Raw genomic sequence first — 25,435 nt, forward strand, 5'->3', positions numbered from 1 at the left:
TCCGCAAGGCCCCCGACACCCTGGAGCTGCCCTCTGGCGCGAGCCCGGGCACCTTGACCCCGGTGGAGCTGCGCGCCGAGCTGGAGCGCGACCTGAACCAGCTGGAGCACCGCGTCATGGATTTGGAACGCACGCCCTCTTCTCCCACCTTCGTGGATGATTTCGTGCGCATCCTCGGCGATTACCGCCTGATTCTGGAATACATCCGCCACGTCGCCTTCACCGACGTGAAGGAGCGGGAGAAGCTGGAGACGCCGGCGCTGTACGAGTCCACCTACTGGTACCCGCACTACTTCACCTACTACCACCTGGACACGTGGCACGCGTCCAACGTGGCAGCCGCCCAGGCGGCGGCCGCCTCGTCCTCCTCCGGCTTCAGCGCGGCGGGCGGCAGCTCCAGCTTCTAGCGCGCGAGAGCCGGCCCTCCCCACAAACCAAAACCGTCGTACCATCGGCGGCATGAGCGATAAAGGTTTTCGCGGTTCTAAAAGCTCCGTCGGCAAGGACATTGCAGCAACCCTTGCCCTGACGGCTGCGTTGGGCATGGGTGGCGGCGCCGCGGCGTACGCGTTGAGTGACTCGGTGCCCACCGCAGATGAGGTGGCCATCAGCGTGCAGCAGCAGCAAGCGCAGGTGGAGATCTCGGACCCGGCTGACCTGCTCACCGAAGAGGATGAGGCCCGCCTGCTGCGGGACGTGGAGCGCCTCAACCGCCCGGACAGCGTGAAGAAGATCCACTTCATCATGCTCAACGAGGGCCGCGACAACGTGAACGACTCTGTGGAGAACTTCCTGCGCGACCACTACCCGGACGAGATCGGGGACGAGTACTTTGCCGACGGCGTCCTGATCATCGGCGCCGACATGAACAGCCGCCAGAACTTCATCTTCGCGGGCCAGGACGTGCTGGATCAGCTCTACCTGCACAAAGGCCAGCGCCTGTCCAGCGCGCTCGAGGCGATGAAGCCGGGCCTGCGCGACAACAACATTGAGGCAGGTCTCGTTGCCGGCGCCAACACCGCCACGGACATCGAGGCCGCGCAGGCCTACCCGATCAACGATGCCGAGGGCGACAGGACCGTAGCCGGCATCGTCTCCGGCCTCGTGCTCGGCGGCACTACCCTGGCCGCCGGCGGTGTTGCCACGGAGCGGCGCAAGCGTCGTCGCAAGGAAATTGAGCAGGCCCGCACGGATTACGATGCCATCGCGGCGGAGTACACGGGCCTGAGCCAGCGCCTCGACGAGCTGGACATCCGCGCCAACTCCGTCTCCAGCTCGTTTGCCAACCTGGAGCTGCGCAAGCAGTGGGAGGAGGTGCGCGACCGCTTCCTGGGCATGCACGAGGCCGCCTCGCTGGGCGTGGGCACGGACCGCCAGGCGTGGGAGAACCGCAAGGAGCTCGCCGCCGCCGCGAAGACGCTTGAGGACACGGGCCACGCTGAGGACAACATCAACCGCCTCTTCGCCGTCGAGCAGGGCGATGCCGCGGAGCGCCGCAGCATCATCACCGAGATCCGCGCCGACGTGATCCAGGCCCGCCGCAAGGTGAAGAACAAGGAGCTCAAGCGCGATCTCGCCGCCCTCGAGCGCAGCCTGGATTACCTGGACCAGAACCCGGACTACCCGAAGTTCCTGGACGAGTTCACCCGCATCCTCGGCGACTACTCCCTGCTCCTCGACGAAGTCAAGCGCCGCGAGATGAGCGACGTCAAGGAACGCGCCACCCTGCACACCCCGCGCCTGACGGACCCGGGCTTCATCTACGTCAACTACACCCCGTACGTGGTCATGAACTCCTGGCACGCGGACAACGTGCGCATGGAGCGCGAGTCGCAGCAGGCGTCGTCCGGTTCTTCCAGCGTGAACACGGGCTTCAGCTCGGGCTTTTCGGGCGGCGGCGGGTCCAGCTCGTTCTAGTAAAGTCAGGCGGGTGAAACGCCGCCTCGTACTGGGTCTTTGCTTTACGACGTTCATTTCAAGCGTCGTCACGCCCCAAGCCCTCGCCCAAGCTCCGCTGACCGCATACCAGGGCGGGCAGTTCTACACCCGCGCCTACGGTTCGGACCGGGCGGCGAGCTGCACCATCAGCTACAACGATGCCGCGAAGCGGGTCAGCTACACCGCCGCTCACTGCGGCAAAGCCGGCGATACGGTGTTCCTGCGCGATTACCGCGGCGTGAACGTGGCCGCAGGCACCTTCTCCCCTTCCAGCGCCTTCGCCGGGCACCAGACGAACGATTGGGGCGTGATCCGCTGGGACCCGCACGTGGTCCTCGGGGCAAACACCTTCTCCGGCGATACCGTGGTGCACCCCTCCCAGCTGCGTAAAGGCGACCGCGTGTGCGTGCGCGGCGTGACGGCCCACGGCCCCGCCTCCCCCACCGCTAGCACCACCGTGAACTGCGCGCCCTTCCTGGGAAGCATCAACAACACGTTCTTCTTCGAGGACGCGGGCACCAAACCCGGCGATTCCGGCGGCGTGGTTTTCGCGCCGGGCCGCGGGTACCTCGGCGTGCTCTCCGGCGTGAGCGAGTTGACAAGCCCGGGCCGCGCCAGCACCGTGATCCAGCGTGGTGCCTTCCCCGCGAACGGCGCCGCCATCAGCAAGAACGAGATGCTGCGCTGGGCAAACGCCAACCTGCCGATGCCGGTGGAGAAGGTGAACACCGTGCCTGTGGTGCCGCCGGCGGACGCGAACGCTTCCGCCTCGTCCGCGCAGGGTATCGGCGCGATCATCGCGGCCCTCGTCGCGTTCCTGGCGGTGGCGTTGCCGTTCGCGCAGCAGGTTATGGGGATGCTGCGGGTGTAACTGCAGGTCAGGCGCTGTGTCGCGGGGCCCGCGCATAGGCGAGGCCCCCTCGCCTTCTCGCGCTCTAAATGGGGGGGTGGGTGAGCGCTCTACCGGTCTCGGGGGGGGTGGACCGTGGGCGAGGGGACCTGCACACGTGAGTATACGCACAGGGAGTTGAGGTTGTAAAGAGGGACGGACACAATAATGGCAACGCCAGCGATTTATTAGATCACGTTCTGCAGTCGCGCCCCAGCCTGTGTGGCTGAACCGCTCACCGGGAGTAATGGCCTCTACGGGGTCAAGGCAATGAGCTGGTTAAGCAGCTCCTCTTGGCGCTTGATCAGGTCATCCTGGGTGCGTAGCGTCTCCTCGATGGAGTCGGTCTTGACCTGCTCTCGTGGCTGAGCCGGAACTTCCATTCGGTTCAGGATCTCGTTCTGGCGATTGATCAGTTCGCCCTGTTTACGGATGCTTTCATCGACCTGTCGAGCCAGTTCCTCAAAGTACTTCGCGTTTTCGCCGATCACAGTGGAAGGCAGCTCGACGTTGTTTCCATCTTTAACGTTCATCCCCAGACGCTCGTCCACTTTGCCGTCGATCACCTCGTAGCTGGCGCCGCGAGAGCTGCCCCGGTCATCGTGCAGTGCACCGCTGGAGTACACAACACCCACGATCGCGGCGATGATGCCCAATACTCCGAGCACGGTGCTGATGATGTGGAGGTCGAGGCGAAGATTAGCGGGAAGGTTCATGGAAACTCCGTTGACAGGAAATGGACAGGACCCGGACAGCTTACATGAGGTGTGTTCCGGGTTCGGATCGTTGAGCCAAAATGCGAACCGAATTTCGATTTCGTCCTGATCCCATTTGAACCCCTGGCTACCCTTACGGGTATGACATCGGAAGCGGTAGCACCCCTCCCCTTGAAGCAGCATTCGCAGACGTATGCACCCGGTCTGATGGTCAAGGTGCGTGATGAACTCTGGCTGGTCACCAGTGTCACCCAATCCGTGGATGGCTACCTGCTCAAAGTTCGTGGCCTATCGGACTACGTTCGCGACACCACGGCTAGCTTCTACACGGCGCTCGACGACATCGAGGTCTTCGACCCGGCCAAGGTGGAGGTCGTGCCGGACCGCTCACCCGGCTACCGCACCACGCGCCTTTGGCTTGAAACCACCCTGCGGCAAACGCCGGTCCCGCTCTACCAAGAAGAGCTGTCCGTCGCGGATCAAATGCTCATGGACCCGCTGGATTACCAGCTCACCGCGGTGCGCAAAGCGCTTTCCGACGACAACCTGCGTCCCCGCGTCCTCATCGCCGACGCCGTTGGCCTTGGCAAGACTCTGGAAATCGGCATGATCCTGTCCGAGCTAATCCGTCGCGGACGTGGTGAACGCATCCTGGTTGTCACGCCGAAACACATCATGGAGCAATTCCAACAAGAGATGTGGTCTCGTTTTGCCATTCCGTTGGTTCGTCTCGATTCCGCGGGCATCCAACGCGTGCAGCGCATCCTTCCGGCGAGTCGAAACCCGTTCACCTACTTCCCGCGGGTCATCGTCTCAATGGACACCTTGAAGAGTGGAAAGTACCGCGCTTACCTGGAGAAGGTGCGGTGGGATGCAGTGGTGATGGATGAGATCCACAACGCCACCAACGTGGGCACCCATAACAACGAGCTAGCCCGTACCTTGGCACCCACTACCGAGGCGCTCCTGCTCGCATCCGCCACTCCGCACAACGGTGATCCGGAGTCTTTCAAGGAGATCCTGCGCCTGCTCGACCCCACGGCCGTGATGCCGGACGGCACGATCGATCAGAATGCCGTTGCCAGGCTGCTCATCCGCCGCCACCGCCACAGCGAGGAGGTCGCGAGTGTGGTCGGCGAGCAGTGGGCGGAGCGCAAAGACCCCGTGAACATCCCGGTAGAGGCCTCGAACGAGGAGAACGCTGTTGCCGCGGAGCTCGAGCAGACCTGGATCAACAACAACCCTGCCCCCGACCGCCTCTTCCCGTGGACGCTAATCAAAGCTTTCCTCTCCTCCCCGGCAGCGCTTGCAGAGACGATCCAGAATCGCCTGAGAAACCCGAAGGTGGATAGCGCCCAAAGGCAAGCCCTTGAGCGGCTTGCAGCACTCAACGCGGAAGTCACCCGCGAGAACTCAAATAAGTACGCGGCGCTGGTGAACTACCTTCAAGACATCGGTGTCGCTAGAGGCAGCGATACGCGCGTGGTTGTGTTCTCGGAGCGTGTGGCTACATTGCACTGGCTCCAGCGGAACCTGACCACAGATCTCAAACTCGGCAACGACCAGGTCCAGGTCATGCACGGCGGGCTCTCGGATGAGGAGCAAATGCGTCTCGTTGACGAATTCAAGCGCGAGGACTCTAAACTCCGAGTCCTTGTCACCGGCGATGTCGCCTCCGAGGGCGTGAATCTTCACACCATGTGCCACAACCTGGTTCATTACGACATCCCCTGGTCGCTCATCCGCATCCAACAGCGCAACGGTCGTGTGGACCGCTACGGCCAGACCGAGCCCCCGCAGATCGCGGCCCTTCTTTTGGACACCAAGCAGGGCGGCTACGTCGGCGAGCTGCACGTGCTCACGAAACTGATCAACCGCGAGAACGAGGCGCACGCACTATTGGGCGATGTGGGATCACTCATCGGCAAGCACACCGTTACGGGCGAGGAAGAAGAAATCCGCAAAGTCATACAGAACCAGCTCGCCTTCGAGGAAGTGGTGAAGTCGCCCGAGGAGATCGTCAACGAGCAAGCAGAGACCGAAGCAGATTTGATCGACTTCTGGATGTCGGGATTCGGGCTTCAAGACGATGAAACCTCGGTCCCTGGCTCGCCCCAATCCCCTGCCGCCACAACCAGCCTCTACCCTTCCGAGATCGCGTACCTAGAGGACGCGCTCAACGAGGCCTTCCACGCCGCGCCTGAAAAGCCTTTGTCTGCCGGCGGCGTGCAGTTTCAGCTGCACCCCAACGGCGTGGCCGAGCTTGAACCACCCGAGGACCTGCGCCGCCGCCTCGAGGTGCTGCCGCAAGATTACCTAGCGGACCGAAAAGTGCGCGAGCACTTCCAACTGGCCACCAACCATGCGGTGGGCAACGAGATCCTCCGCAAGGCCCGCACGGGCCACGATGGATCTACCTGGCCCAAGGCCCACTTCCTGGGCCCCCTGCACCCAGTGACGGATTGGGCAACAGACCGCGCACTGGCCGCTCTGTCTGCCGGACAAATCACCGCGATCGAAGGTGACGTACCCATGCCGACGGTCTTGCTCATGGCCACACTGACCAACAAGCGGGGCCAGGTCGTCTCCCGCGCGTTTGTCACCGTGGCAGGCGGGATGCTCCCGCAGACGATCGAGGACCCCATCGCGTGGCTCCGCGGCGTCGGCCTGACCGAACAGGCCATTAACCCGGGCACCCTCACCCTGCCTGAGAACACCCAGGAGCTCATCGCGCAATCCGTCCAGGCCGCGAGCAACCAGCTCCAGCCGATGATGGCCGCCGCCCGCAGTCATGCGCAGGAGCGGATCGGGCACTGGTCAGCGCGAGCTCAGGACTGGGAGGACGCGAAGGCGGGTGTGCAGACCACAGTGCGCGTGGGCCGCTCCGCCAACCTCATCGAACAAGAGAAGTCCCTCATCACCTCGCTCGAACCGGACCGCGAGCTCATCCGCCCTCTCGTACTCGTCCTGCCAAACACCCAGGAGCACTAACCTATGGCCACTTTCGATTCCATCCTCAACATCGACGAGTGGATCAGCGACCACTACTTCACCACCGACGAAACCAAAGGCGAGTCCTTCACTAAACGCGTGAAGAACCGCACGAAGGAGTGGGAGGCGCTCGAGCAGGAAACGGGCACCCTCTCCCCCATCAAGCGCCTCCAGCAGCGCCGCGGCGAGCTGCAGACAGCATTCGCCACCGACGCTGACCTGGACGTCAGCAATAACCTCATCCACCAGGCGTTCGGCTATGGCACGCCCGCCCAGCAGCGCTACACCCGCGCCGGGGACACGTTCACCTACACAGGCTGGGTGGGCAACGCCGGCACGCTCGCCGTCATCGCCGCAAACACGGGAGCGGAGACCGTCGACGACATCCCGGCGCTGCCCGTCACCATTGCCCAGGAAGCCAAGGACCCGCAAACCACCAAGGTGTCCAAACTCGTCGGCGACCTCTTCTTGGCCGCCGAGCCCCCGGAGTACGTTGTGGTGCTTGCCGGCCCGTGGGCCATGCTGGCAGAGCGCGAGTCCTGGCCGCTGGGCCGCTACCTTGCTGTGAACCTCCAGCTCGCTGCCGAGCGCAACGACACGAAGAAGGCCGGTGAGCTTGAGCGCGTCGCCGTCATCCTGGCGCGGGAGAACCTGGAGCGTGCCGCCGACGGCACCACCTGGTGGGCGCAGACCCGCGAGGAGTCCCAGCAGCATGCGGTGAAGGTCTCCGGCGACCTGCGCGACGCCGTGCGCGAATCGATCGAGATCATCGGCAACGACGTGCTTGACCGTCGACGCGAGCAGGACTTGCCCACCGACACCATCGACGGCAACAAGCTGGCACGCCAATCCCTGCGTTACCTCTACCGCATCCTTTTCCTGCTGTTCGCCGAGGCCTCCCCCGAACTGGCCATCCTGCCCACCGGCGCACCGGAGTACGTCGACGGTTACGGCCTGGATCGCCTCCGTGACCAGATCCTCAACCCACCGGTCACCGACAAGGCCCGCCGCGGCACGCACCTCTACGACTCGCTCCAGCTCCTATTCACCCAGGTCAACGAAGGCCACGACCCACTCGACTCTCCCACCGCCGACCAGGACGCGCAGAACCAGGGCCTCACCTTCCGCAACCTCGAGGCCGACCTGTTCAAACGGGAGTCGACATCCCTCATTGACGAGGTCAAACTCTCCAACGCCGCCCTCACCCGTGTTCTGCAGAACTTGCTTCTGTCCAAGGTGTCCGCAGGAAGGGACCGCGGCTTCATCTCGTACGCCACCCTTGGCGTAACCGAACTCGGCCAGGTCTACGAGGGCCTGATGTCCTACCACGGCTTCGTCGCCCAGGAGGACCTGTACGAGGTCGCACCGAAGGGCGACGCCTCCAAGGGCTCCTGGGTCCTGCCCACCCACGCCGCCGACACGGTCCCGCAGGACAGCTTCGTCATGGAGACCAAGCGGATGGAAGAAGGTGGCACCGCCAAGACCCGCCGCCAGCATCCGGCTGGCTCGTTTGTGTTCCGCCAATCCAGCCGCGACCGAGAACGCTCCGCATCTTTTTACACCCCGCAGGTGCTCACCGAGTTCACCGTCGGCCAGGCCATCGAAGTGCTGCAGGAGGAGGGCCGCATCAAAACCTCCGAGGACGTACTCAGCCTCACCATTTGCGAGCCCGCCATGGGCTCCGGCGCCTTCGCCGTGGAGGCCGTGCGTCAGCTCGCGGAGCTCTACCTCAAGCTGCGCGAGGATGAACTGGACCAGCAGGTGGAGCCCGAAGAGCGCACCGTCGAACTGCAGAAGGTAAAGGCGCATATCGCCCTGCACCAGGTGTACGGGGTGGACTTGAACCCCACCGCGGTGGAGCTCGCCGAAATCTCACTTTGGCTTGACACCATGACCCCGCAGCTCAAGGCCCCGTGGTTCGGCCTGCACCTGCGCCGCGGCAACTCGCTCATCGGTGCGCTGCGCTCCACGTACTCCACCGCGCAGCTGAAGAAGCGCGAGTGGCTCACAGCTGTCCCGCGCCGGGAGCCGGTGCAGAATTTCGCCGAGGTTATCGACGCTGGCGAGACCCGCGACGCCAATGCCGCCGGGCGCATCCACCAATTTCTCCTCCCCTCCGCAACGTGGGGAGCGGCCGCCGACGCAAAGGACCTGAAGACTCTGGCCGCCGACGAGATCAAGGCCATGAAGGCGTGGAAGAAGTCCGTCACCGGCAAGGTGCCCACCAAGGAGCAGGCGAAAAAGCTGACCAACCTCGCCGCGCGCGTGGAATCCCTGTGGGCCATCACCCTGTCCAAGATGCGCATCGCGGAGGAGCAGATCCGTCGCGACATCGACCTGTGGGGTCTAATCCCGGAGCGAAACTCGAAGAACGTGCGCCGCGAGCAGATCGAGCGCGAGCTGCTTCACGACTCCGAGGGCGCCTACCTCAGATTGCGCCTCATCATGGACGCCTGGAACGCGCTCACCTTCTGGCCGCTCACCGAGGTAGACGCGCTCCCCGACTTTGACGAGTGGCTTGCCACGCTTACCGACGTCATCGGCGTAGACACCACCGCCCGCGACGCGTCCCAAACCCAACTTGGCCGCGCCACCGACTGGAACGAGCTGGTGGAGCTCGAGCGCACCGACATCGGTCTCTCCGGTGCGCGAGCGATGGACATCGTGCTTGCGAACCACCCGTGGTTGCGAGTGGTGCAGTCCGTCGCCGCCGAGCAGGGCTTCTTCCACTGGGACCTCGACTTCGCGGCGGTCTTCGCCGGTGGTGGCTTCGACCTGCAGGTGGGCAACCCGCCGTGGGTGCGGCCACGCACCGACCTCGATGCTCTGTACTCCGAAGCCGACCCGTGGTTCTCCCTCGCCCACAAGCCGACTCAAGCCGCTAAGAACGAGCGGCGCGAGCAATGGAACACTGATCCCTCTGCACGCGAGACTGTCTACCGCGGCCTCGGTGAATCGGTTGCTACCGCTGCGGTGCTCTCCGATGTGACGCGCTACCCGCACCTCGTGGGCCAGCAGCCCGATCTCTACCGCGGCTTTATGGAACGCACGTGGGGTAACGCGTCGGAGGATGGAGTCACCTCACTCATCCACCCCGAGTCGCACTTCACGGAGAAGAAAGCGGCACCTTTGCGCCGGGGTGCATACCTGCGGCTGCGGCGTCACTGGCACTTCGTTAATGAGCTGGTTCTTTTCGACATCGCTCATATATTCTTCTACGGGGTGCACACCTACGGTGCGGCCCAGAGCAGTCCACGTTTTTTGTCGGCAGTCCACATGTACCATCCGTCGACCGCCGTGGAATCACTCAAACACAATGGCACAGGGCCAAAACCAGGCTTCAAAGACGAACAGAATAACTGGGATTTAAGACCGCACCGTGACCGTGTTCAGACAGTCGATGAGCAAACTCTTGAGGTGTGGAGATCCCTCCTCGAAGGTGACGGTGAGTCATCTCTCAATTCCCGAATGGTCTACACCGTTAACACTGAGGCTGCGGGTGTTCTTGAGAAGCTCGCAGCTGCCCCCCGCGTACGTGAGCGAAGCCTGCAATTCTCCCGTGGCTGGGATGAGTCAATAGACAAGAAAGCTGGCTACTTCGACACGGGCTGGGCAAGACCAAAAACCTGGGATGATGTGATCCTTCAAGGGCCGCACATCGGGCTATCAACCCCTATGGTGAAGGAACCAAATCCGACTTTGAGGAGTAAAGGTGACTGGTCTGCCATTGATCTCGAAACGGTCCCAATTGATTTCATTCCGGCTACCGCGTTGCAACCAGACCGGCGGACTAAACCAACCTACGACGCGGATTACCCGCACTATGCCGTAGAAAACCAGCGTGTTCCAGACAGGGCTCTGTTTAGGTTTGTTTGGAGGAAGATGGCTGCTCTGACTGGATACCGCACTCTTTACTCAGCCCTTATCCCTCAGGGGGCGGCAGTATCTGGTGCCGGGATGTCAGGGGGGAGTGTTTCCTCTTCTAAAAAAATGGTACAAACTGGGGCGGTACTTTCTGCGCTATTAAGTGACTTCGTTATCCGCTCGACCGGTGTCGCAAATATCTATGCTCAATCAATCGAGGGGCTCCCTTTCAAGTTGGACCCCGCTTTGGCAGGCAAACTCGAACTTAACTACCTCCGCCTCAATTGCCTCACCGAGGCGTATGCCCCGTTGTGGGAGGAGTTGATGGGGGAGGCGTGGGACGTCGATAAGCCTCTGCGAAAGGATGAGGAGCGCCGGGCCGCGCAGGTGGAGATTGATGCGATTGTGGCGTTGTCGCTGGGTGTGACGGCGGATGAGTTGTGCATGATTTATCGGACGCAGTTTCCGGTGATGCGGCGCTATGACCAAGAGGATCGGTTTGATGCAAATGGTCGGAAGGTGCCGAAGGAGATTGTGAAGGCGGACGCTGCGTTGCGTGATGGTGAGGAGTTGTCGGTGGCGGATCGGACGTGGGTGCATCCGCAGTCGGGTGTGGAGTACGTCTACGAGTATCCGTTTAGGCAGTTGGATCGGGAGGCGGATATGCGGAAGGCGTATGCGCGGTTTGAGGGGATGGTTACTAATTAAAAAATCAGGCTGCCAGCGGGGCTAAGGCGTGACAGCTATCAAGCCCTCAGCTATTCGGTCGTCTTGACGGCCCGATCCCCATACCCATTTTTCTAATTACGTGGAGGAGAAACGTGACTGAATGTTCACAGTCGAGGCAATTCGAGTGGAGAGAGATAGATACAGAGCTCAAACGCTATCTTCCCCAAAAGAAAGTCACGGAGGCTGGTCGAGCACCCACTGGTTGGTTGATCGTAGGAGAGGATATCCCGTATCAGGAAACGGGGATTTGGGGTGGGCTGAGCGCGGTGCTGGTGCCACCTTCATTTGAACGAGACCATCGGTTCGGTAACGGATGGGCAGGCGGACGACTCGGAGAAGTGTCGATAACGTATTCGAAGGAAGGTGAAGCTGTTTCATCGGGTTTAAGTGAAGAGGTCGGCGATAACAAACTTGAATTCTTCTGTGGTGCCACTAAACCTCCCGGAGCTAACCAACACCAGGTATTCATTGCTCAACCATTCCTCTGGTTTTGGGATGCCTATCAGGTAGGTGATGAATGGAGGTATTTAACGCTCGGTGGCGAAGAAAGAAAGCTGGTCCGGTTTCAAGTCGGTACTGAGGGCTGGACGTTGGAAGCTCGCGCAGAAGAAGTTAGAACATTCCTTCATACGTTCGGGATGAAGCTTCTCTTCCAGTTCGAACTTTTCAAGCGTACCGATTCAGACTTTGATGGCGAAGAACGTTACGAATATTCGGATGATTGGGGCCGTTTTCAGTACCACGAATACGCTTCTCGAGGAATGCCGGGAAGACATTTCATGAAGGCGTTAGATGGGTACTTTTATGTCACTGGCCTGCTAGGGAAGTCAAAACCTCGTATGCTCCAGTGGCAATCTGATCCATCAGAATACGAGGACTTCATCATCGGGGTGTCGGAAGACGGAGTACCGGTTACCCATACTTCCGATCCGGACACGTTAGATAATCACTTCGGGAAAAGTCCTGGTGCGCCCCATTATCTGACACCGATCTACTTTTCTAAGGACGTGCTAAACAAATATGCGAGCTCCCCAAGTCGTTACAAGATAAGCACTTCGAGGATAGAGTGTCTCAATCTGTGGGGGCTTGACATATCAATAAACGGACACGATCTTGTTGTAGCTTATCTTGGTGATATCGGAACCCGCCTACCATCGGAGGAACACCAGCACTGGCGCATCCACAATGTGGCTCCTGAAGGTGGGATCGATGAAGGCCGATTTCGGCGGGACATTCTTGGACAGTGGGCAGATTCTCCCGACGCAGTGAATGAGATTCGCAGGAAAGTTAAACGGATCAACGAGATCACTGAGGATGGGCTCGGGTTTGCTATATGGAGGAGTCCCAATCCCCATCTCAAAGCGGAATTAAATGCGTTAATTGGGCCAGTGTCTTCGGATCCCGCTGCGCTCACGGAACCTGTGCTTACTTTAACCAAATTTCTTGTCGATTCCTTAAACGGGAAGGCGATCAACCGTGCGCTAAAAGGCGAGGAGATCGATTCAAATAAGCACTTGGTAAATCTCTCAACGGTATTAGAAAAGAACAACATGCCAGCCGGCTGGATTCAGACTCTAAGAGATTTGCAAGGGCTCCGATCACGCGGGGGGATAGCGCACATTCGTAATTCAGAAACGGCGAAAGCCTTCGCAGCAATGGGCCTTAAGGGCCTGGATTCCAGAGACGATTTCAAACTCATTCTGTTTCAACTCAACAATGCGTTAGACCAATTTCTCGGGGAGGGTGTCACCGAGGTTGACCGAAATCGAAATAGGGATCCTATGGCAGTTCCTGCACAAGAGAGGAGTTGATGGGGGAACCTTGGGGCGTCGATAAGCCTTTGCGAAAGGATGAGGAGCGTCGAGCCGCGCAGGTGGAGATTGATGCGATTGTGGCGTTGTCGTTGGGTGTGACGGCGGATGAGCTGTGCATGATCTATCGAACGCAGTTTCCGGTGATGCGGCGTTATGACCAGGAGGACCGGTTTGATGCGAATGGTCGGAAGGTACCGAAGGATGTGTTGAAGTTGCAGGCGAAGTTGCGCGACGGTGAGGAGTTGTCGATGGCGGATCGGACGTGGGTGTATCCGCAGTCGGGTGTGGAATACGTCTACGAGTATCCGTTCAGGCATTTGGATCGGGAGACGGATATACGGGAGGCGTATCAGCGATTTGAAGCGATGGTGAGGGAGTGAAAGAAGTTCAATTAGGAGCACAGAAATGAACCAAACTGGAATTGATCAAATTTTGGGTGGCGAGCCCGTTGGCGGATTTCTGCGACTTCGATGTGGGGAGAAGGTCGAGAGTGTGCCTGGTACGATCCAGCTGATAGGCCCCCAGGTGGTCGTAAGATTCACCATCGAGGAGATGACTCGGCTGGCAGCAACGTTCGTGCCTGGGCACATGTTGGTTTTTGGGGAGGAGAAACTAAACCCGATTACCTATTCCCAGACGGCCGTTTTCGACTCAAGCCTCGGCAGCGCGACTTTAATCCAATTGGGTAGGCCAGAAGTTTTGACCCACACCATAACCCACCCGCTGGAATGTCGTTTGCGGCCTCGTTTTACCGTCTTAGCCAACGTTGGAGAGCCCTATTGGCGTAGACCCACGAAGGTCATGGCTGAAATTGGCGGACTTGCAGCTTGGATGCATAACGGGCGAGTCGCCAGATCGGGATCCTTAAACTATGAGAGGAAGACAGACGGTGACAACAGATGCCGTCTGTCTTTTGACGATTTCGATGATCAATTGTTCGTGTTCGACGACTCGGGCTCAACGTTAACGATTCGCTCTTTGCATGAGATCAATCAAACTGACTCCCGAGATGAACTCGCAATCAGGTTTAGAACCACGGTCATCGCCGAGCGATCGCACGAAACCACCTGGACGCAGGCGTTGGACACAATCGATGCGATACAAGAACTGGTTAACTTCTTATCTTGGTCTAACCAGCAGTGGAATTTTTTGCATTGTATGTTCGGGGTGAACACGACAATCGATGAGGAATTTTGGAAAAGTATCGGTACCCCGCCACCTCCAGAAGTTCCCGAATCTTGGAAGAAAACCCTGACCTCGCAGTCGCGAGACGACCTCCAGGAAACTACGAAAGCACTCGAATTCGTGATGCCCTTTGACGAGCTTACTGAAAGCTCATTTAGTACTTGGTTTCAGCTTCGTTCAGAATTTGCAGAAGGTCTCCGTCAGATTCTTCAAGTGATTCAAGAACCAGGACTGACACACGAGGTGCGTGCGCTTCAGCTTGGTGCAGGTATCGAGCTATTGGGATTCCGTTCGCTAGCTGCGAAAACCAGCACCGAGAAGGCAGACAACACACGGGCTAAGAGGCTGTTTAACGAGATAGCCGCCGAGGCGGTTCGGTTATTTCCTGAGACTTTCAGCAACTGGTCGCAAGATGCAAATAACAACTATCAGTTTATGAAGCACCTAGGTCGCAAAGGTGAGGTTCCGACGGTGGGCGAACTCGCACGCACGAATGATTTAACGGTCCTAGTCTTTCAATCGTGGCTTGCGAAGAGGTTGGGAGCATCAGACGATAATTTAAGGGCCCAAATCAGTGAGTCATGGCGCTTCACTTCGGACTATTCCCGCATCCCAGACCCCAGCGAGCTTCGTTAGCCAAGTGGAGCCCGCAAAGGCTTTTTGACACGAATCGCGAAAGATGCGTCACGATGCGTGGCACCGCGGACAAAGCTTTCGTGCTCACAGAGGGTTATCGGTGGCGGATCGAAAGTGGACTTACTCGGTGGCGAGCCCGCAACCGAGCGCACTGTAACGATATGCGATTTGGGGACTGGTTACGCGGAGAGCTGCTAAGACTGTGACCAATCTTGAAGTGGGTCATTAATCGTGGTGTACACGTATCTTCTTGGATTCCCAGGGTCCATCTTTATCAACTCTTTAAGAGTTTTCTCGGGTACCCCGATCTCCATCGCCAGCAAGACTCGTACGACAAATAGTCCTTCAGAATACGTTCTCAACTCGTCAAGATCATTGTCTACGGACAAAAGTCCCGCATGTTTGGAGGCATTATAAGCTTTAGACATGCGTTCAGCCCACCCCGGAAACTCTTTTTTACCTAGCACGGGATTGAGGCGCGCCCTGAGACGGTCGCACTCATTGCGAAAGCCGATTTGATTTTCAGATGTCTCCTCGTCGGGGTAGAAGTAGTGGAACATCCCATCGATTGCCCCACCTAGGAGTTGTATTCTCCTTGGCAGGGGAAAGTTGAGGCGAAGTAGTAAATCCAATGTTTGCACGGCTCTAGATGACCGACGATCTGCACAGAGCCTGAACCAGGTACTCACTCCTTCTGAGCCAATTGCATCAAAGGGATAGAGGTGGTGACTTGGTGCCTCTTCCGACGAAGTTCCTCGGATATCTTCTATTCCGTCCAGTAGATGCCAGCTATGAGGCCCTTCTGAATCAAGAGAGTCAGACAGCTCGAAGTGGACCACGATTTCCACGACTTCCTGTGGGCTCCAAGTTGAGATGGAGAGGAGATCTCTAAGTATCAGTGCATCTCCAATACTTTCGCCCCATTTCTGTGGACGCGTAGAAACTCTTTCGATAGTTCCAAGGCTATGCAGAGCAACGAACCTTCCTCGGTGGGACGGCCATCCACTTTCATCCATTTTCCAATCCGCTCTAAGCAGGCGTCTAATATAATCCGTCCTGTCAACCTCGACGGGATGGTTGTTGCGGGTGTTTATCTGAATCCCGCTTAGGCCGCCGTTGTTGAACTCGACACTTTCTTCGATCGCTCCTGTCTGCAGCCAATCGAATAAACCGGAAATCTCTGCACGGATTGTCCCAGCACCGCCCTCTAGGGGGATTACCGATAGACCATGGACTACGAGCCTAGATCTATAGGTCACGACTACTGTTTTTCTGAACATGGAGACCGAGCGTCCGCGCTCGTAGCAGCCATACAAAGCTAGCGTCGCTCCTTCTCCGTTGAAGATGAAAAAGCGAGGTTGGAGATCCCTAGCTAGGTCGTTGTCGAAAACGGAACTCAATCCGCTCTGCTCGCTAAGGAACTCCGATTCTGGGTACAGCGCCGTTACCGTAATAGACCCGTCGGACGATTTCTCGACGTATCCGGTGAAGGGCTTGACCTCTGGGTTCTTGGCATCGACGACATCCCCAAAGAGTTGTTCGCCAACAGTTAGAAGTCGTCTCGATCTCATTTGAGTTTCATTACTCCGTCTCTCCATTGAGCCGTAGTCTCAACCAACTACCATCAGAGCTTGACAATCTCGAAATAAAGGTAAGCATGCTTTCGATACGATCGTCTCGATAACATCGTCTCTGTGTCTACTCTAATTCCCGTCCACGCCTCAGAGCACGTTCTTGGCGGTATTTCTGAGTACCTCGCCACAGCGTTCTCGTTAGCAAATCCGGAGACATCCAACGCCCTGAAGGTGTTTTTGGAGGACACTGAACGCGGCATGTTCCACGGGCCGTACGTGCGGGTGCAACTCCCCTACGCGCGGGCGATTGGGTGGGACGGGATCCTGGACTGGATGCCGTCGTGGTTCACGCCGTACCACCACCAGGCGGAGGCATTCCGCAGACTGCGCAGCCGCGACGAGCGTGGGGAGCGCCGACCAGATCCCACGCTGGTGATCACGGGCACCGGCTCGGGTAAGACGGAGTCCTTCCTCTACCCGGTGCTGGACCACGCGGCGCGCGCCCGCGCGGAGGGCCACACCGGAGTGAAAGCGCTGCTGCTGTACCCGATGAACGCCCTGGCGAATGACCAGGCGGATCGTCTGGCCAAGCTGATCTCTAGTGAGCCGGCACTGGCTGGAGTAACCGCCGGCATTTACACCGGTGAGGCCAAAGGCAGCGTAAGGAAGGTGACGGCGCATTCGCTGATCAATGATCCAGAAGAGATGCGCCTGAACCCGCCGGACATCCTGCTTACCAACTACAAAATGCTGGACCAGCTGCTGCTGCGGCCGAAGGACCGGGAGATTTGGCGCAAGTCCGCAACGTCGTTGCAGTACCTGGTACTAGATGAATTTCACACGTACGACGGCGCGCAGGGTACCGACGTCGCGCTACTGCTGCGTCGTCTCGGACTGATGCTCAAGCAGCACCAACCGGACGGCTATGCGGGCGAGTACGCGTCGAACCCGCTGGGGCGGGTCACGCCGGTGGCAACGTCGGCCACGCTGGGCGGCGATGATGACCGCTCCAGGGTGTTGGACTTCGCGGCCACCATCTTCGGGGAGGCTTTCACGCCGGATGCGATGGTCAGCGAGAAGACGCTTACGTACAGCGAGTGGACCGAGGAGATCGGGCAGACCTTCGGGTACCGCGACACTCCCCTGCCGCCGGACATCGATGAGCTGCGCGGGATTGTGGACGCGGTCGCCGCCGATACCTCTGGGCGCGACCACGCGGACGTGGTGCTGGACATCTTCCGGACGCAGCTGTGGGGCCTGGACGAGGGCGCTGACCTGGACGCGACGATCGCGGCGTACGCGGTGCACCCGATCACTCAAGCGCTTCTGGATGGCGACGGGAAGCCCAAACCCCTCATCCCACGCGAGGACGATGAAGCGAAGACGCTGCCAGAGGCAATGTTTGATCCGATTGTGCTGCGCAGTTTGGGCGAGGACACGGCAAGGGAGTTCGTCACCCACCTGCTTACCGCCGTGGCGCACGTGCGCGCGCTCGCGGGTGAGGCGTATAAGTTCGGGGGCAAGCGCCTGCCAGGTGTGGAAACGCACCTGTGGGTGCGCGAGGTTTCCCGCATCGAGCGCGCGGTTACGCCGACCGAGGACGGTCAGGTGTTCCGCTTCGCGGACGACGGCCAGCTCCGCGCCGGGGATGCCGCGGTGTGGTTGCCTGCGATTTATTGCCGCGAGTGCGGTCGCGCCGGGTGGATGACGGCGCTTGAGCCCGGTACCGATGCGGTGGTCTTGAATGGCAGGGAGATTTGGAAGGCGAGCGTCGATAAGCCTGAGCTCCCGCGGCCGCTCATCGATGCGACGAACGAATACCGGCGCGCGGTTGCTGATGGCGCGGAGTTTGGCGCACTCGGGAACGAAGACGGTAAGCGCTCGCTGATGTGGTTTCACACGTCTACGCGCACGCTGAGCCCCACCGAGCCGAGCGAAGAAGAGCTTGCAGACGGCAGCTCCGTGCCAGTGCTCACATACTCGGGCCTGAGCGCAGGGGACTACGCACGAGACGAAGTGTGTCCAAACTGCGGCGAGTCGGACGCGGTGCGCTACATCGGTTCGAGCGTGGCCACGTTGCTGTCGGTGGGGTTGTCCAACCTGTTCGGTATGCCATCGCTTGCCCAGGAGGAGAAGAAGACCCTCGTGTTCGCGGATTCGGTGCAGGACGCGGCGCACCGGGCCGGCTTTGTTCAGGCGCGGGCGCGGGCCTTCGGCATTCGTACGTTGATGCGCAGCGTCGTCGCGGAGTCCGACGCTGGTGCTGACCACATTTCGGTAGCGCAGATGCCGCTGCGGATCTTGGAGCGGGCAGATCGTGCGGAGGACCCGCTGCGCGCCCGCTTCGAGCTCCTGCCGCCGGAGATTGCGGAAGCGCCCACGTTCATCCCGTTCTGGTCCAAGGATGCCGATGAGGATGCCCGGCGCGAAGCCACGACCGCGGTGCTGCAACGGTTGGAGCTGGATGCGGCGCTAGAGTTCGGGCAGCGCGCGCACCTGCCGCGCTCCCTGGTCTCTACGGGTGCGCTCGCGCCATCGGTGGTGGTGGATGATGCGGTGCTTCTCGGGGCGGCCAGCGAGGCGCTGAAGAGCATCGACGCCGTGCTCTTCGACGTCGTGGATGCAAGCGCAGAAGAGGTACAGCTGCAGTGGATGCGCGGCTTGTTGGAGCAGGTGCGCGACCGCGGTGGCGTGTACACGCCGATGTTCAAGAGCTACCTGCAGGACGATGCCAACTCGTGGCGCCTGCACAACCGCTATGCCAAGGCTCGCGGCATGCGCCGCTTCGCCAAGGGCGGTGCGCCGGAGTTCCCGCGCTCCGGCCCAGCGCTGGACGATAGAGACCGTGGTCTCACGCCGCTCGGCAGCCCGCGTGCTCGCTACGCGCGGTGGACGTCGAAGGTGCTGGGGATCTCCGCGCACGATGCGGCGCAGGTGCTGACCAACGTGTTCAGGGAGCTGGCGAACCGGGGCGCGGTCATGGCGATCTCCACCGACACCGGCGGCACGATCTACGCCATCCCTCCGGAGCACGTGGTGGTTTGGAGCGAGAAGGAACCAGCGCTGTTGCAGTGCGAGGTCTGCAATGCACTTTTAGGAGTGGATAAACACACACGCGCCCTTCTCGACGGCGTGCCGTGCCCGACGCCCGGTTGCCCCGGCACGCTGGGTACAGAGCAAATCGGGGAGAACTACTACTCGCAGCTGTATTCCTCCACCACGCCGCGGGCGATTGTGGCGCGTGAACACACCGGGTTGATCCCGAAGGAAGAGCGCCTGGCGTTGGAGCACGCGTTTCGGGGTGGGGATGCGACTCAGGATCCGAGCGCGCCGAACGTACTGGTGGCAACTCCGACACTGGAGATGGGTATCGATATCGGTGATCTGTCGACAGTGATGCTCGCCTCGCTGCCGTCGTCGGTGTCCTCGTACGTGCAGCGCGTGGGCCGCGCCGGGCGCTTGACCGGCAACTCACTCGTGCTCGCGTTCGTCCAGGGCCGAGGCACAACGCTGCCGAAGTTGAACCAGCCTTTGTCGGTGATCGCGGGCTCAGTGGTGCCTCCGGCGGCGTTTCTTTCTGCAACGGAGATTCTGCGAAGGCAGACCACGGCATATCTGTTGGACACTCTGGACTTCAACGCGCACGGGTTGGATGTTCGAAAGGTGCGGGACGTGTTCAGCTTCCGCAATGTGTCGTTGCTCGACGTGCTGACAGAGGAGATTCTTCAGGGCGTGGACTCGCGCGTGGAGACGTTCCTCGCCACCGTCCAGGGGTCCGTGGACGAGGCCACCGTGAATGGCGTGCGTGAGTGGGCGAGTGGGCAGGGGCCGGACTCACTCATCGGTGAGATGCAGCGGACCCGCACGCTTTGGGACGGCGAGGTCAAAGAGTTCACCGCACGTCAGGAGATTCTGCGTAAGCGCTTGAACGAGCTGGAAGCGAAGGTGGACCCGAACGCAGGCACCGAGAACGCCGACCCGGACTTGGAGCGCGAGAAACGCAGCACCAAAGCAGCCTTCCGGCGCGTGTCGCGTGATCTGGGTGAGTTACTGCTTGACGACTACTGGATCTCAGCCATGGAGCGCTACGGACTGCTGCCCAACTTCACGCTCTTGGATGACGCGGTGGAGCTCGCCGTGGTGGTTTCCCAGCTCAACCCGTCCACCATGCAGATCGACCCAGAGGCGTTTGAGCTTTCCCGCGGCGTCTCTTCAGCGCTAACGGAACTCGCGCCGGGCAATACGTTCTACGCCCGCGGCATCGCCGCAACTGTGGACGCCGTCGAGGTCGGCATGAACGGTGTCGACATTGAGCAGTGGCGCCTGTGCCCCGCCTGCTCTTATGGAGAGCGCGTGGATGCGTCGGCGCACCCCGGTGCGTGCCCCGAGTGCGGCGCCGGCGCCTTCGCGGACAAGGGGCAGGTGCTGGACACGGCGCGGATGCGCCGGGTCTCCGCAGAGGTGGACAAATCGCGGGCGACTATCGACGACTCCCGCGACTTCCGGCACTCACTGAGGTACCACACTGCACTGAGCTTCTCCGTGCCTGAGGGCGGACGCGGTGCGCGGTGGTTCCTTTCTCAGGGCTTTGGCGCGGAGTACCTGCGCTACGTGGACCTCAGCTGGTTTAACCTGGGCCGCGGGCCGGCGGCAAAGAAGATGCTCGCGGACCACGAGATTGACGCCCCGCTATTTGCCGTCTGCAATTATTGCGGCCACCTGGATTCGCAGAAGGGCGAGAACTCGAAGTGGGACCACCGCCCGTGGTGCCCGAAGCGTTCCGCGCGCGAGGAAGAGTCGGTCACGGTAGCGCTGAATCGCACGCTGCGGACCCAAGGCGTGCTCCTTCACGTTCCCGTGCAGCTCACCGCCGGCGACAACGCCACCATCCCCAGCCTTACGGCCGCGATCTTGCTCGGGTTCAAGGAGGTACTCGGCGGGGACCCAGACCACTTAAGTGTTGTCGCGGTGCGAGTGCCGGACGGGCGCGGTACCACCGTGGAAGCGCTGCTTATGCACGACAATGTTCCCGGCGGCACCGGGTACTTGTCGCAGTTCGCCTCGCCCGAGGACGTGCGAGGGCTCATCGAGCACGCCTACAAGGCCGTACGTGACTGCGACTGCAAGAACGACGAGCGCCTCGCCTGCCCCGATTGCTTGCTGCCATACACGTCCACCCAGCAACTCGAGGTTACGTCCCGCGCCGCCGCTGAGCGTGCGCTGCGTGCCATCTTGGCCAACCACGATCACCCGAGCGTGGACCAAGATCCGCTGACAGCTGAGTGGGAGCCACAGACAGAGGCGCCCTCGTTAGACGGCGCTTCAAACCTGGAGGTTCGCTTCCGCCGAATGGTGCGCAAAGCACTGGAGGCCCGCAACGCAACGGTTAAGGACATCCCCAATGCCGGAAGTGTGGAATGGCACATCACGTTCCCCACCGGCGAGGAGTGGTCTATGCGCGAACAGGTGGATTTCGGCTCCACCCGCCCGGACTTCCTGTTCCAGCACCGACGCAATCCACAACTTCGTCCAGTAGCGGTGTACACCGATGGTGCCGCGTTCCACTTCAGCCCGCAGCACTACCGCTTCCCCACCGACATTCAAAAGCGCAACAGCCTGCATTTACGGGATAAACAGGTTCTCCCGTGGAACGTCACCGACGCAGGGTTGAACTGGTTTGCGCAGGAAATCGACTTCGCCTCGGTACCGCCGTCTTGGGTCAGCGAGGTGGCTGAGAAGCGCACGCGGGCGATGGACGGCATCGGCAACAACGAGATCAATTTCTTAAAGTCCTCCCCCATCACGCAGCTCCTCACCTACTTGGCGGAACCGCAATGGGCCTCGTACGCGCTCATGGATAGAGCCTTGCTGCAAATGCTCAGCACTTCCTTGGCACCGGCGCGCATCCCTGGCGGTGTCCGCCTCACCTTCCGGGACGAGATCTGCTTCGACGCTGCACCGGTCAACGGTGAGATGCTCCCGCAATTGCTGCTTACCGACGCCCGCACACCCGGCTCAATCACCGAGGACAACTGGCGCGACTTCCTTCGTTTTGCCAACATCATGTGGCTGGCCAATAACACCGTCGTAGTTGATGTTGGCGACGGCCTCGAGGCTCCCGCTGCGGTGGCTGAGCCGGCGGCTACGGATCTGGCTGGCGTCGCCGGGCAGAGCGTCGTCGAGACTGCAATGTCCGAGCTGTGGACTGAGGCTATCGAGGAGTTCGAGGACGAATCCGAGGTCGTGGCCGCATTGCGCATGCTGGCAGAAGCTGGTGCGGAGCCGACCGAGGACATCGGCGAAGAAATCGAGTTCGTGCCCACCGCAGTCTCGTGGCCGAAGCTGCGCATAGCGCTGCTGCTGGAACGCGATGATTCATACGAAGACGCCGAGGCAACGCTTCGGGAGCTTGGTTGGACGTTGTTGTACCCGGATACACTTTCGCGCGAGACAATCCCAGCTGTTCTGCTGGATAAGGAGTAGCTGCAATGGTGACGTTTAGCCTGTACAGCGGGTTAGATCTTGACGGCGCGTTGATGAAGCCGACAATGAACTTCCTGCAGAAACTCTCGGCCGATCCGACGCACCCGTCGCTGAAGATCAAGACGCTGTCCAACGCCGTCGATAAGCGTGTGCGTACCGGAAGGATCAACGACCAGTTCCGCGCGGTGCTATTTGAGATCCGAGACGGGGACGTTCACCACTTTGTGCTCGTTGATGTGGACTCCCACGATGAGGGCAACGCAAAGGCCGAACGGCTAGATCCTGCGCGGCTGCGCCTCGATGTGAACCCGATTAACGGCATCACCACCCTTATCAATGAGGGCCCTGCGGAGGAGCCCGGCGTTGGCGCTGCTTCTGGCGCCACAGACTCCAAGGCAAAGGCGGAGGCCGCTGCCGAAGCTGCACACGCGCTTGCCGCTGAGCAAGCGAAGGCGATTGCGGAGGAAAAGGGTGTTAGGGCGGAGCTGGCAACAAAGCAGTCGCCCCCGCCGCGAGAGGCGCTGAGCGGGCTGACTCCCGAGCTGCTGTGGGAAGAGTTGGGTATTGATCCGGCGCTAACCAAGCAAGTGCTCGCACTGGAGTCCGAGAGAGAGCTTGATGCGTTGCTGGCACAGCGACCGAAATGGGAGCACGAAGCGGTACTGGCCCTTGTCGCGGGGTACTCGGTTGAGGAGACCAGGGAGTCTCTGGGCCTGCGGCGAGTCACGGAGAAAGAAGCCGCAGCGCCTGAAGACGCTCGTTTGCTCGCCGGTTTGCGCCAGGCAGCGGCTGAGATGGAGTTTGCGTATGTGGACGACGTTGAGACGGACTCGCTGCGCAGTGTCATTGAGTCTGGCGATTTCAAACAGTGGCGTACCTACATTCACCCGGAGCAGCGCCGCATGGCGGAAGCCTCCTACAAGGGCTCTGCCCGAGTTTTCGGTGGTGCAGGTACCGGCAAGACCGTTGTCGCAGTCCACCGGGCCAACAACCTGGCCACCGGCCAGATAGCCGGCGCCGGCGCCCGCATCCTGCTGACCACGTTTACCAAGGGCCTTGCGCAAGGGCTTAAATCCCAGCTCAACGCGCTGAACCCCGCGTTTCCCGAAGCACCCGACCCGGGCGAAGCTGGCGTGTGGGTAGACAACATTGACGCGGTGGTGCGCAAGGTGGTTTCTCTTGGCTCACCGGAGGAGGTGGAAGAGGCCACTCTCCGTGTGCTGGGCGTTTCTTCTCCGCGAGTGCGTCCCTACACCGATCTGGCTGCACGCCAAATCTGGGAGGGCGCGCTAGAAAGTACCGACGCGACAATGCCCGGCGAGATTGCAAACGAGGCATTTCTGCAGGCGGAGTACGAGACCGTGGTTTTAGCTAACGGGATTACTACCCAGGCTGAATATCTCAAGGTGGCCCGCTCGGGCCGCGGTACCCCTCTCAACCGGAAGCAGCGCAAACAGGTCTGGGCCGTTCTGGAATCCTTGCAACAGACCCAGGCCATCGACGGCCAGCTGTTCTGGCCAACCATGTCGGCTGTGGGCGCCGAGATCTTGAACGTGCGCTACGAGCGTGGGGGCGGATCGCTCTTCGACCACGTGGTTGTAGATGAGGCCCAAGACTTCAACGCTGGTCACTGGCGTTTCCTGCGTGCGTGCGTGGCAGAGGGACCGAACGACATCTTCATCGCCGAGGACTCCCACCAGCGCATCTACGGTAACCCGCTTACCTTGTCGCACTTTGGCATCTCTACTCGTGGCCGTGCCTCCAGGCGGCTTACTCTCAACTACCGCACGACCAAGGAGAACTTGGATTATGCGCTGCGCATTCTCCTTGGCGGGGACAAGGAATTCCTGGACGCCGAGGGCGAGAAGGATTCCGTAGTGGGCTACCGCTCCGCGAGGTCGGGACGGGCTCCGGTGATTCTCACTGCGACGTCCGAGGATGAGGAATTCGCAGTTGTTGCAGCCTTGATCCACGGTTGGTTGAAGGAGGCTGAAGAGGCACCGGCGGAGAAAGGCCGTAAAGAGGTTCGCGTCGGTGTGATGTGCCGTACTCGCGGACAGCTCGCGAGAGTCGTTTCGGGTCTTGCCGATGAGGGAATCGATGCCGTGCAAACCAAGAATGCCGAGCTTGCATCCCACGAGCAGGTTTCTGTGATGACCATGCACGGAGCAAAGGGCATGGAGTTCACGCACGTCATCCTGATGGGCGTGGGCAAAGAGATCATGCCTCTGCGGTTCCAGCTGAAGAACCTGTCAGAGGAGGATGCCCGAGCGGCACTGCAGCGAGAGCGATCCCTGCTCTATGTCGCCGCGTCGCGTGCTCGAGATGTGCTGGTGATCACCACCGTGGGCGACCGTTCTGAGCTGCTGCCGGAGAGCTAGGAGGTGGTGACCTCGATCCGGAATTCCGCAGGGTCGAGGCCGGATTGGTGTGCGATCGCCTCGACAACCTCGGCCTCGGCCTGATCGAGATGCGTGGTCTGCGAAACCACGCCGAGCTCATCGCACTCCAGTACCCAGATTCCGCTGGTGCCGCGCTCAGCTGTCACCTTAAACGTCTGCATCTTCATCGCCTCCCGAGGATCAGAAATACCGTCGGCTGCTCTGGTGGTCAAAA

12 protein-coding genes and 1 pseudogene are annotated in these 25,435 nt (G+C 60.5%); 10 read left to right on the forward strand and 3 right to left on the reverse strand.

Going from position 1 to position 25,435, the window contains the following annotated elements:
* From M5J20_RS08935 to M5J20_RS08945, 3 genes and pseudogenes are all read left to right on the forward strand, one after another.
* Nucleotides 1-407: pseudogene (locus M5J20_RS08935) on the forward strand (hypothetical protein); the annotation flags it as partial.
* A gap of 52 nt (nucleotides 408-459) precedes the next feature.
* A complete protein-coding gene (locus M5J20_RS08940) occupies nucleotides 460-1,917 on the forward strand; it encodes a DUF5129 domain-containing protein (RefSeq protein ID WP_253578727.1) in 1,458 nt (485 codons plus the stop codon).
* A gap of 13 nt (nucleotides 1,918-1,930) precedes the next feature.
* Nucleotides 1,931-2,809, forward strand: coding sequence for a trypsin-like serine protease (locus M5J20_RS08945; RefSeq protein WP_253578730.1), 879 nt, complete (start codon nucleotides 1,931-1,933; stop codon nucleotides 2,807-2,809).
* Nucleotides 2,810-3,081: 272 nt separating this feature from the next.
* On the opposite strand, the gene M5J20_RS08950 is transcribed toward M5J20_RS08945, so the two are convergent.
* Nucleotides 3,082-3,543: a hypothetical protein gene (locus M5J20_RS08950; RefSeq protein ID WP_253578733.1), complete on the reverse strand. Its 462-nt coding sequence runs from the start codon at nucleotides 3,541-3,543 to the stop codon at nucleotides 3,082-3,084.
* 141 nt (nucleotides 3,544-3,684) lie between these two features.
* Here M5J20_RS08950 and M5J20_RS08955 point away from each other — a divergent pair, with 141 nt between their 5' ends.
* The 5 genes from M5J20_RS08955 to M5J20_RS08975 all read left to right on the forward strand — a co-directional run bounded on the left by M5J20_RS08955 (nucleotide 3,685) and on the right by M5J20_RS08975 (nucleotide 14,762).
* Nucleotides 3,685-6,534: a DEAD/DEAH box helicase gene (locus M5J20_RS08955; RefSeq protein ID WP_253578736.1), complete on the forward strand. Its 2,850-nt coding sequence runs from the start codon at nucleotides 3,685-3,687 to the stop codon at nucleotides 6,532-6,534.
* Between the two features lie 3 nt (nucleotides 6,535-6,537).
* Nucleotides 6,538-11,106, forward strand: a complete 4,569-nt coding sequence (locus M5J20_RS08960) for a DNA methyltransferase (RefSeq protein ID WP_253578739.1) — start codon at nucleotides 6,538-6,540, stop codon at nucleotides 11,104-11,106.
* 113 nt (nucleotides 11,107-11,219) lie between these two features.
* The gene (locus tag M5J20_RS08965) at nucleotides 11,220-12,938 is read left to right on the forward strand and encodes a hypothetical protein (protein WP_253578742.1); all 1,719 of its coding nucleotides are present in this window, start codon (nucleotides 11,220-11,222) and stop codon (nucleotides 12,936-12,938) included.
* Nucleotides 12,938-13,321, forward strand: coding sequence for a hypothetical protein (locus M5J20_RS08970; protein ID WP_253578745.1), 384 nt, complete (start codon nucleotides 12,938-12,940; stop codon nucleotides 13,319-13,321). Before M5J20_RS08965 ends, M5J20_RS08970 begins: the two co-directional genes overlap by 1 nt.
* Nucleotides 13,322-13,346: 25 nt before the next feature.
* Entirely contained in the window at nucleotides 13,347-14,762 is a 1,416-nt protein-coding gene (locus M5J20_RS08975; RefSeq protein WP_253578749.1) for an ApeA N-terminal domain 1-containing protein, read from the forward strand.
* Between the two features lie 194 nt (nucleotides 14,763-14,956).
* Here the strand turns inward: M5J20_RS08975 and M5J20_RS08980 are convergent, their stop codons facing one another.
* A complete protein-coding gene (locus tag M5J20_RS08980; RefSeq protein ID WP_253578752.1) occupies nucleotides 14,957-16,333 on the reverse strand; it encodes an ApeA N-terminal domain 1-containing protein in 1,377 nt (458 codons plus the stop codon).
* A 123-nt stretch (nucleotides 16,334-16,456) separates the two neighbouring features.
* Between M5J20_RS08980 and M5J20_RS08985 the strand changes: the two genes are divergently transcribed.
* Nucleotides 16,457-22,819 carry a DEAD/DEAH box helicase gene (locus M5J20_RS08985; protein ID WP_253578755.1) on the forward strand — a complete coding sequence of 2,121 codons (6,363 nt, stop codon included), beginning with the start codon at nucleotides 16,457-16,459 and terminating at the stop codon, nucleotides 22,817-22,819.
* Between the two features lie 65 nt (nucleotides 22,820-22,884).
* Complete coding sequence (locus M5J20_RS08990; protein WP_253578758.1) at nucleotides 22,885-25,200, forward strand: 3'-5' exonuclease; 2,316 nt, start codon at nucleotides 22,885-22,887, stop codon at nucleotides 25,198-25,200.
* Here M5J20_RS08990 and M5J20_RS08995 read toward each other — a convergent pair.
* A complete protein-coding gene (locus M5J20_RS08995) occupies nucleotides 25,197-25,382 on the reverse strand; it encodes a hypothetical protein (RefSeq protein WP_253578761.1) in 186 nt (61 codons plus the stop codon). The genes M5J20_RS08990 and M5J20_RS08995 overlap by 4 nt on opposite strands.
* Between the last annotated feature and the right edge of the window lie 53 nt (nucleotides 25,383-25,435).

The organism is Corynebacterium stercoris, assembly GCF_024160105.1.
Classification (GTDB): Bacteria; Actinomycetota; Actinomycetes; order Mycobacteriales; family Mycobacteriaceae; genus Corynebacterium; species Corynebacterium stercoris.

What these genes read in the sequence shown, in the direction of transcription:
- M5J20_RS08975 (WP_253578749.1), top strand. Translation starts at nt 13,347, where the DNA reads ATGAACCAAACTGGAATTGATCAAATTTTGGGTGGCGAGCCCGTTGGC.
- M5J20_RS08940 (WP_253578727.1), top strand. Translation starts at nt 460, where the DNA reads ATGAGCGATAAAGGTTTTCGCGGTTCTAAAAGCTCCGTCGGCAAGGAC.
- M5J20_RS08960 (WP_253578739.1), top strand. Translation starts at nt 6,538, where the DNA reads ATGGCCACTTTCGATTCCATCCTCAACATCGACGAGTGGATCAGCGAC.
- M5J20_RS08970 (WP_253578745.1), top strand. Translation starts at nt 12,938, where the DNA reads ATGGGGGAACCTTGGGGCGTCGATAAGCCTTTGCGAAAGGATGAGGAG.
- M5J20_RS08980 (WP_253578752.1), bottom strand. Translation starts at nt 16,333, where the DNA reads ATGAGATCGAGACGACTTCTAACTGTTGGCGAACAACTCTTTGGGGAT.
- M5J20_RS08995 (WP_253578761.1), bottom strand. Translation starts at nt 25,382, where the DNA reads ATGCAGACGTTTAAGGTGACAGCTGAGCGCGGCACCAGCGGAATCTGG.
- M5J20_RS08990 (WP_253578758.1), top strand. Translation starts at nt 22,885, where the DNA reads ATGAACTTCCTGCAGAAACTCTCGGCCGATCCGACGCACCCGTCGCTG.
- M5J20_RS08955 (WP_253578736.1), top strand. Translation starts at nt 3,685, where the DNA reads ATGACATCGGAAGCGGTAGCACCCCTCCCCTTGAAGCAGCATTCGCAG.
- M5J20_RS08950 (WP_253578733.1), bottom strand. Translation starts at nt 3,543, where the DNA reads ATGAACCTTCCCGCTAATCTTCGCCTCGACCTCCACATCATCAGCACC.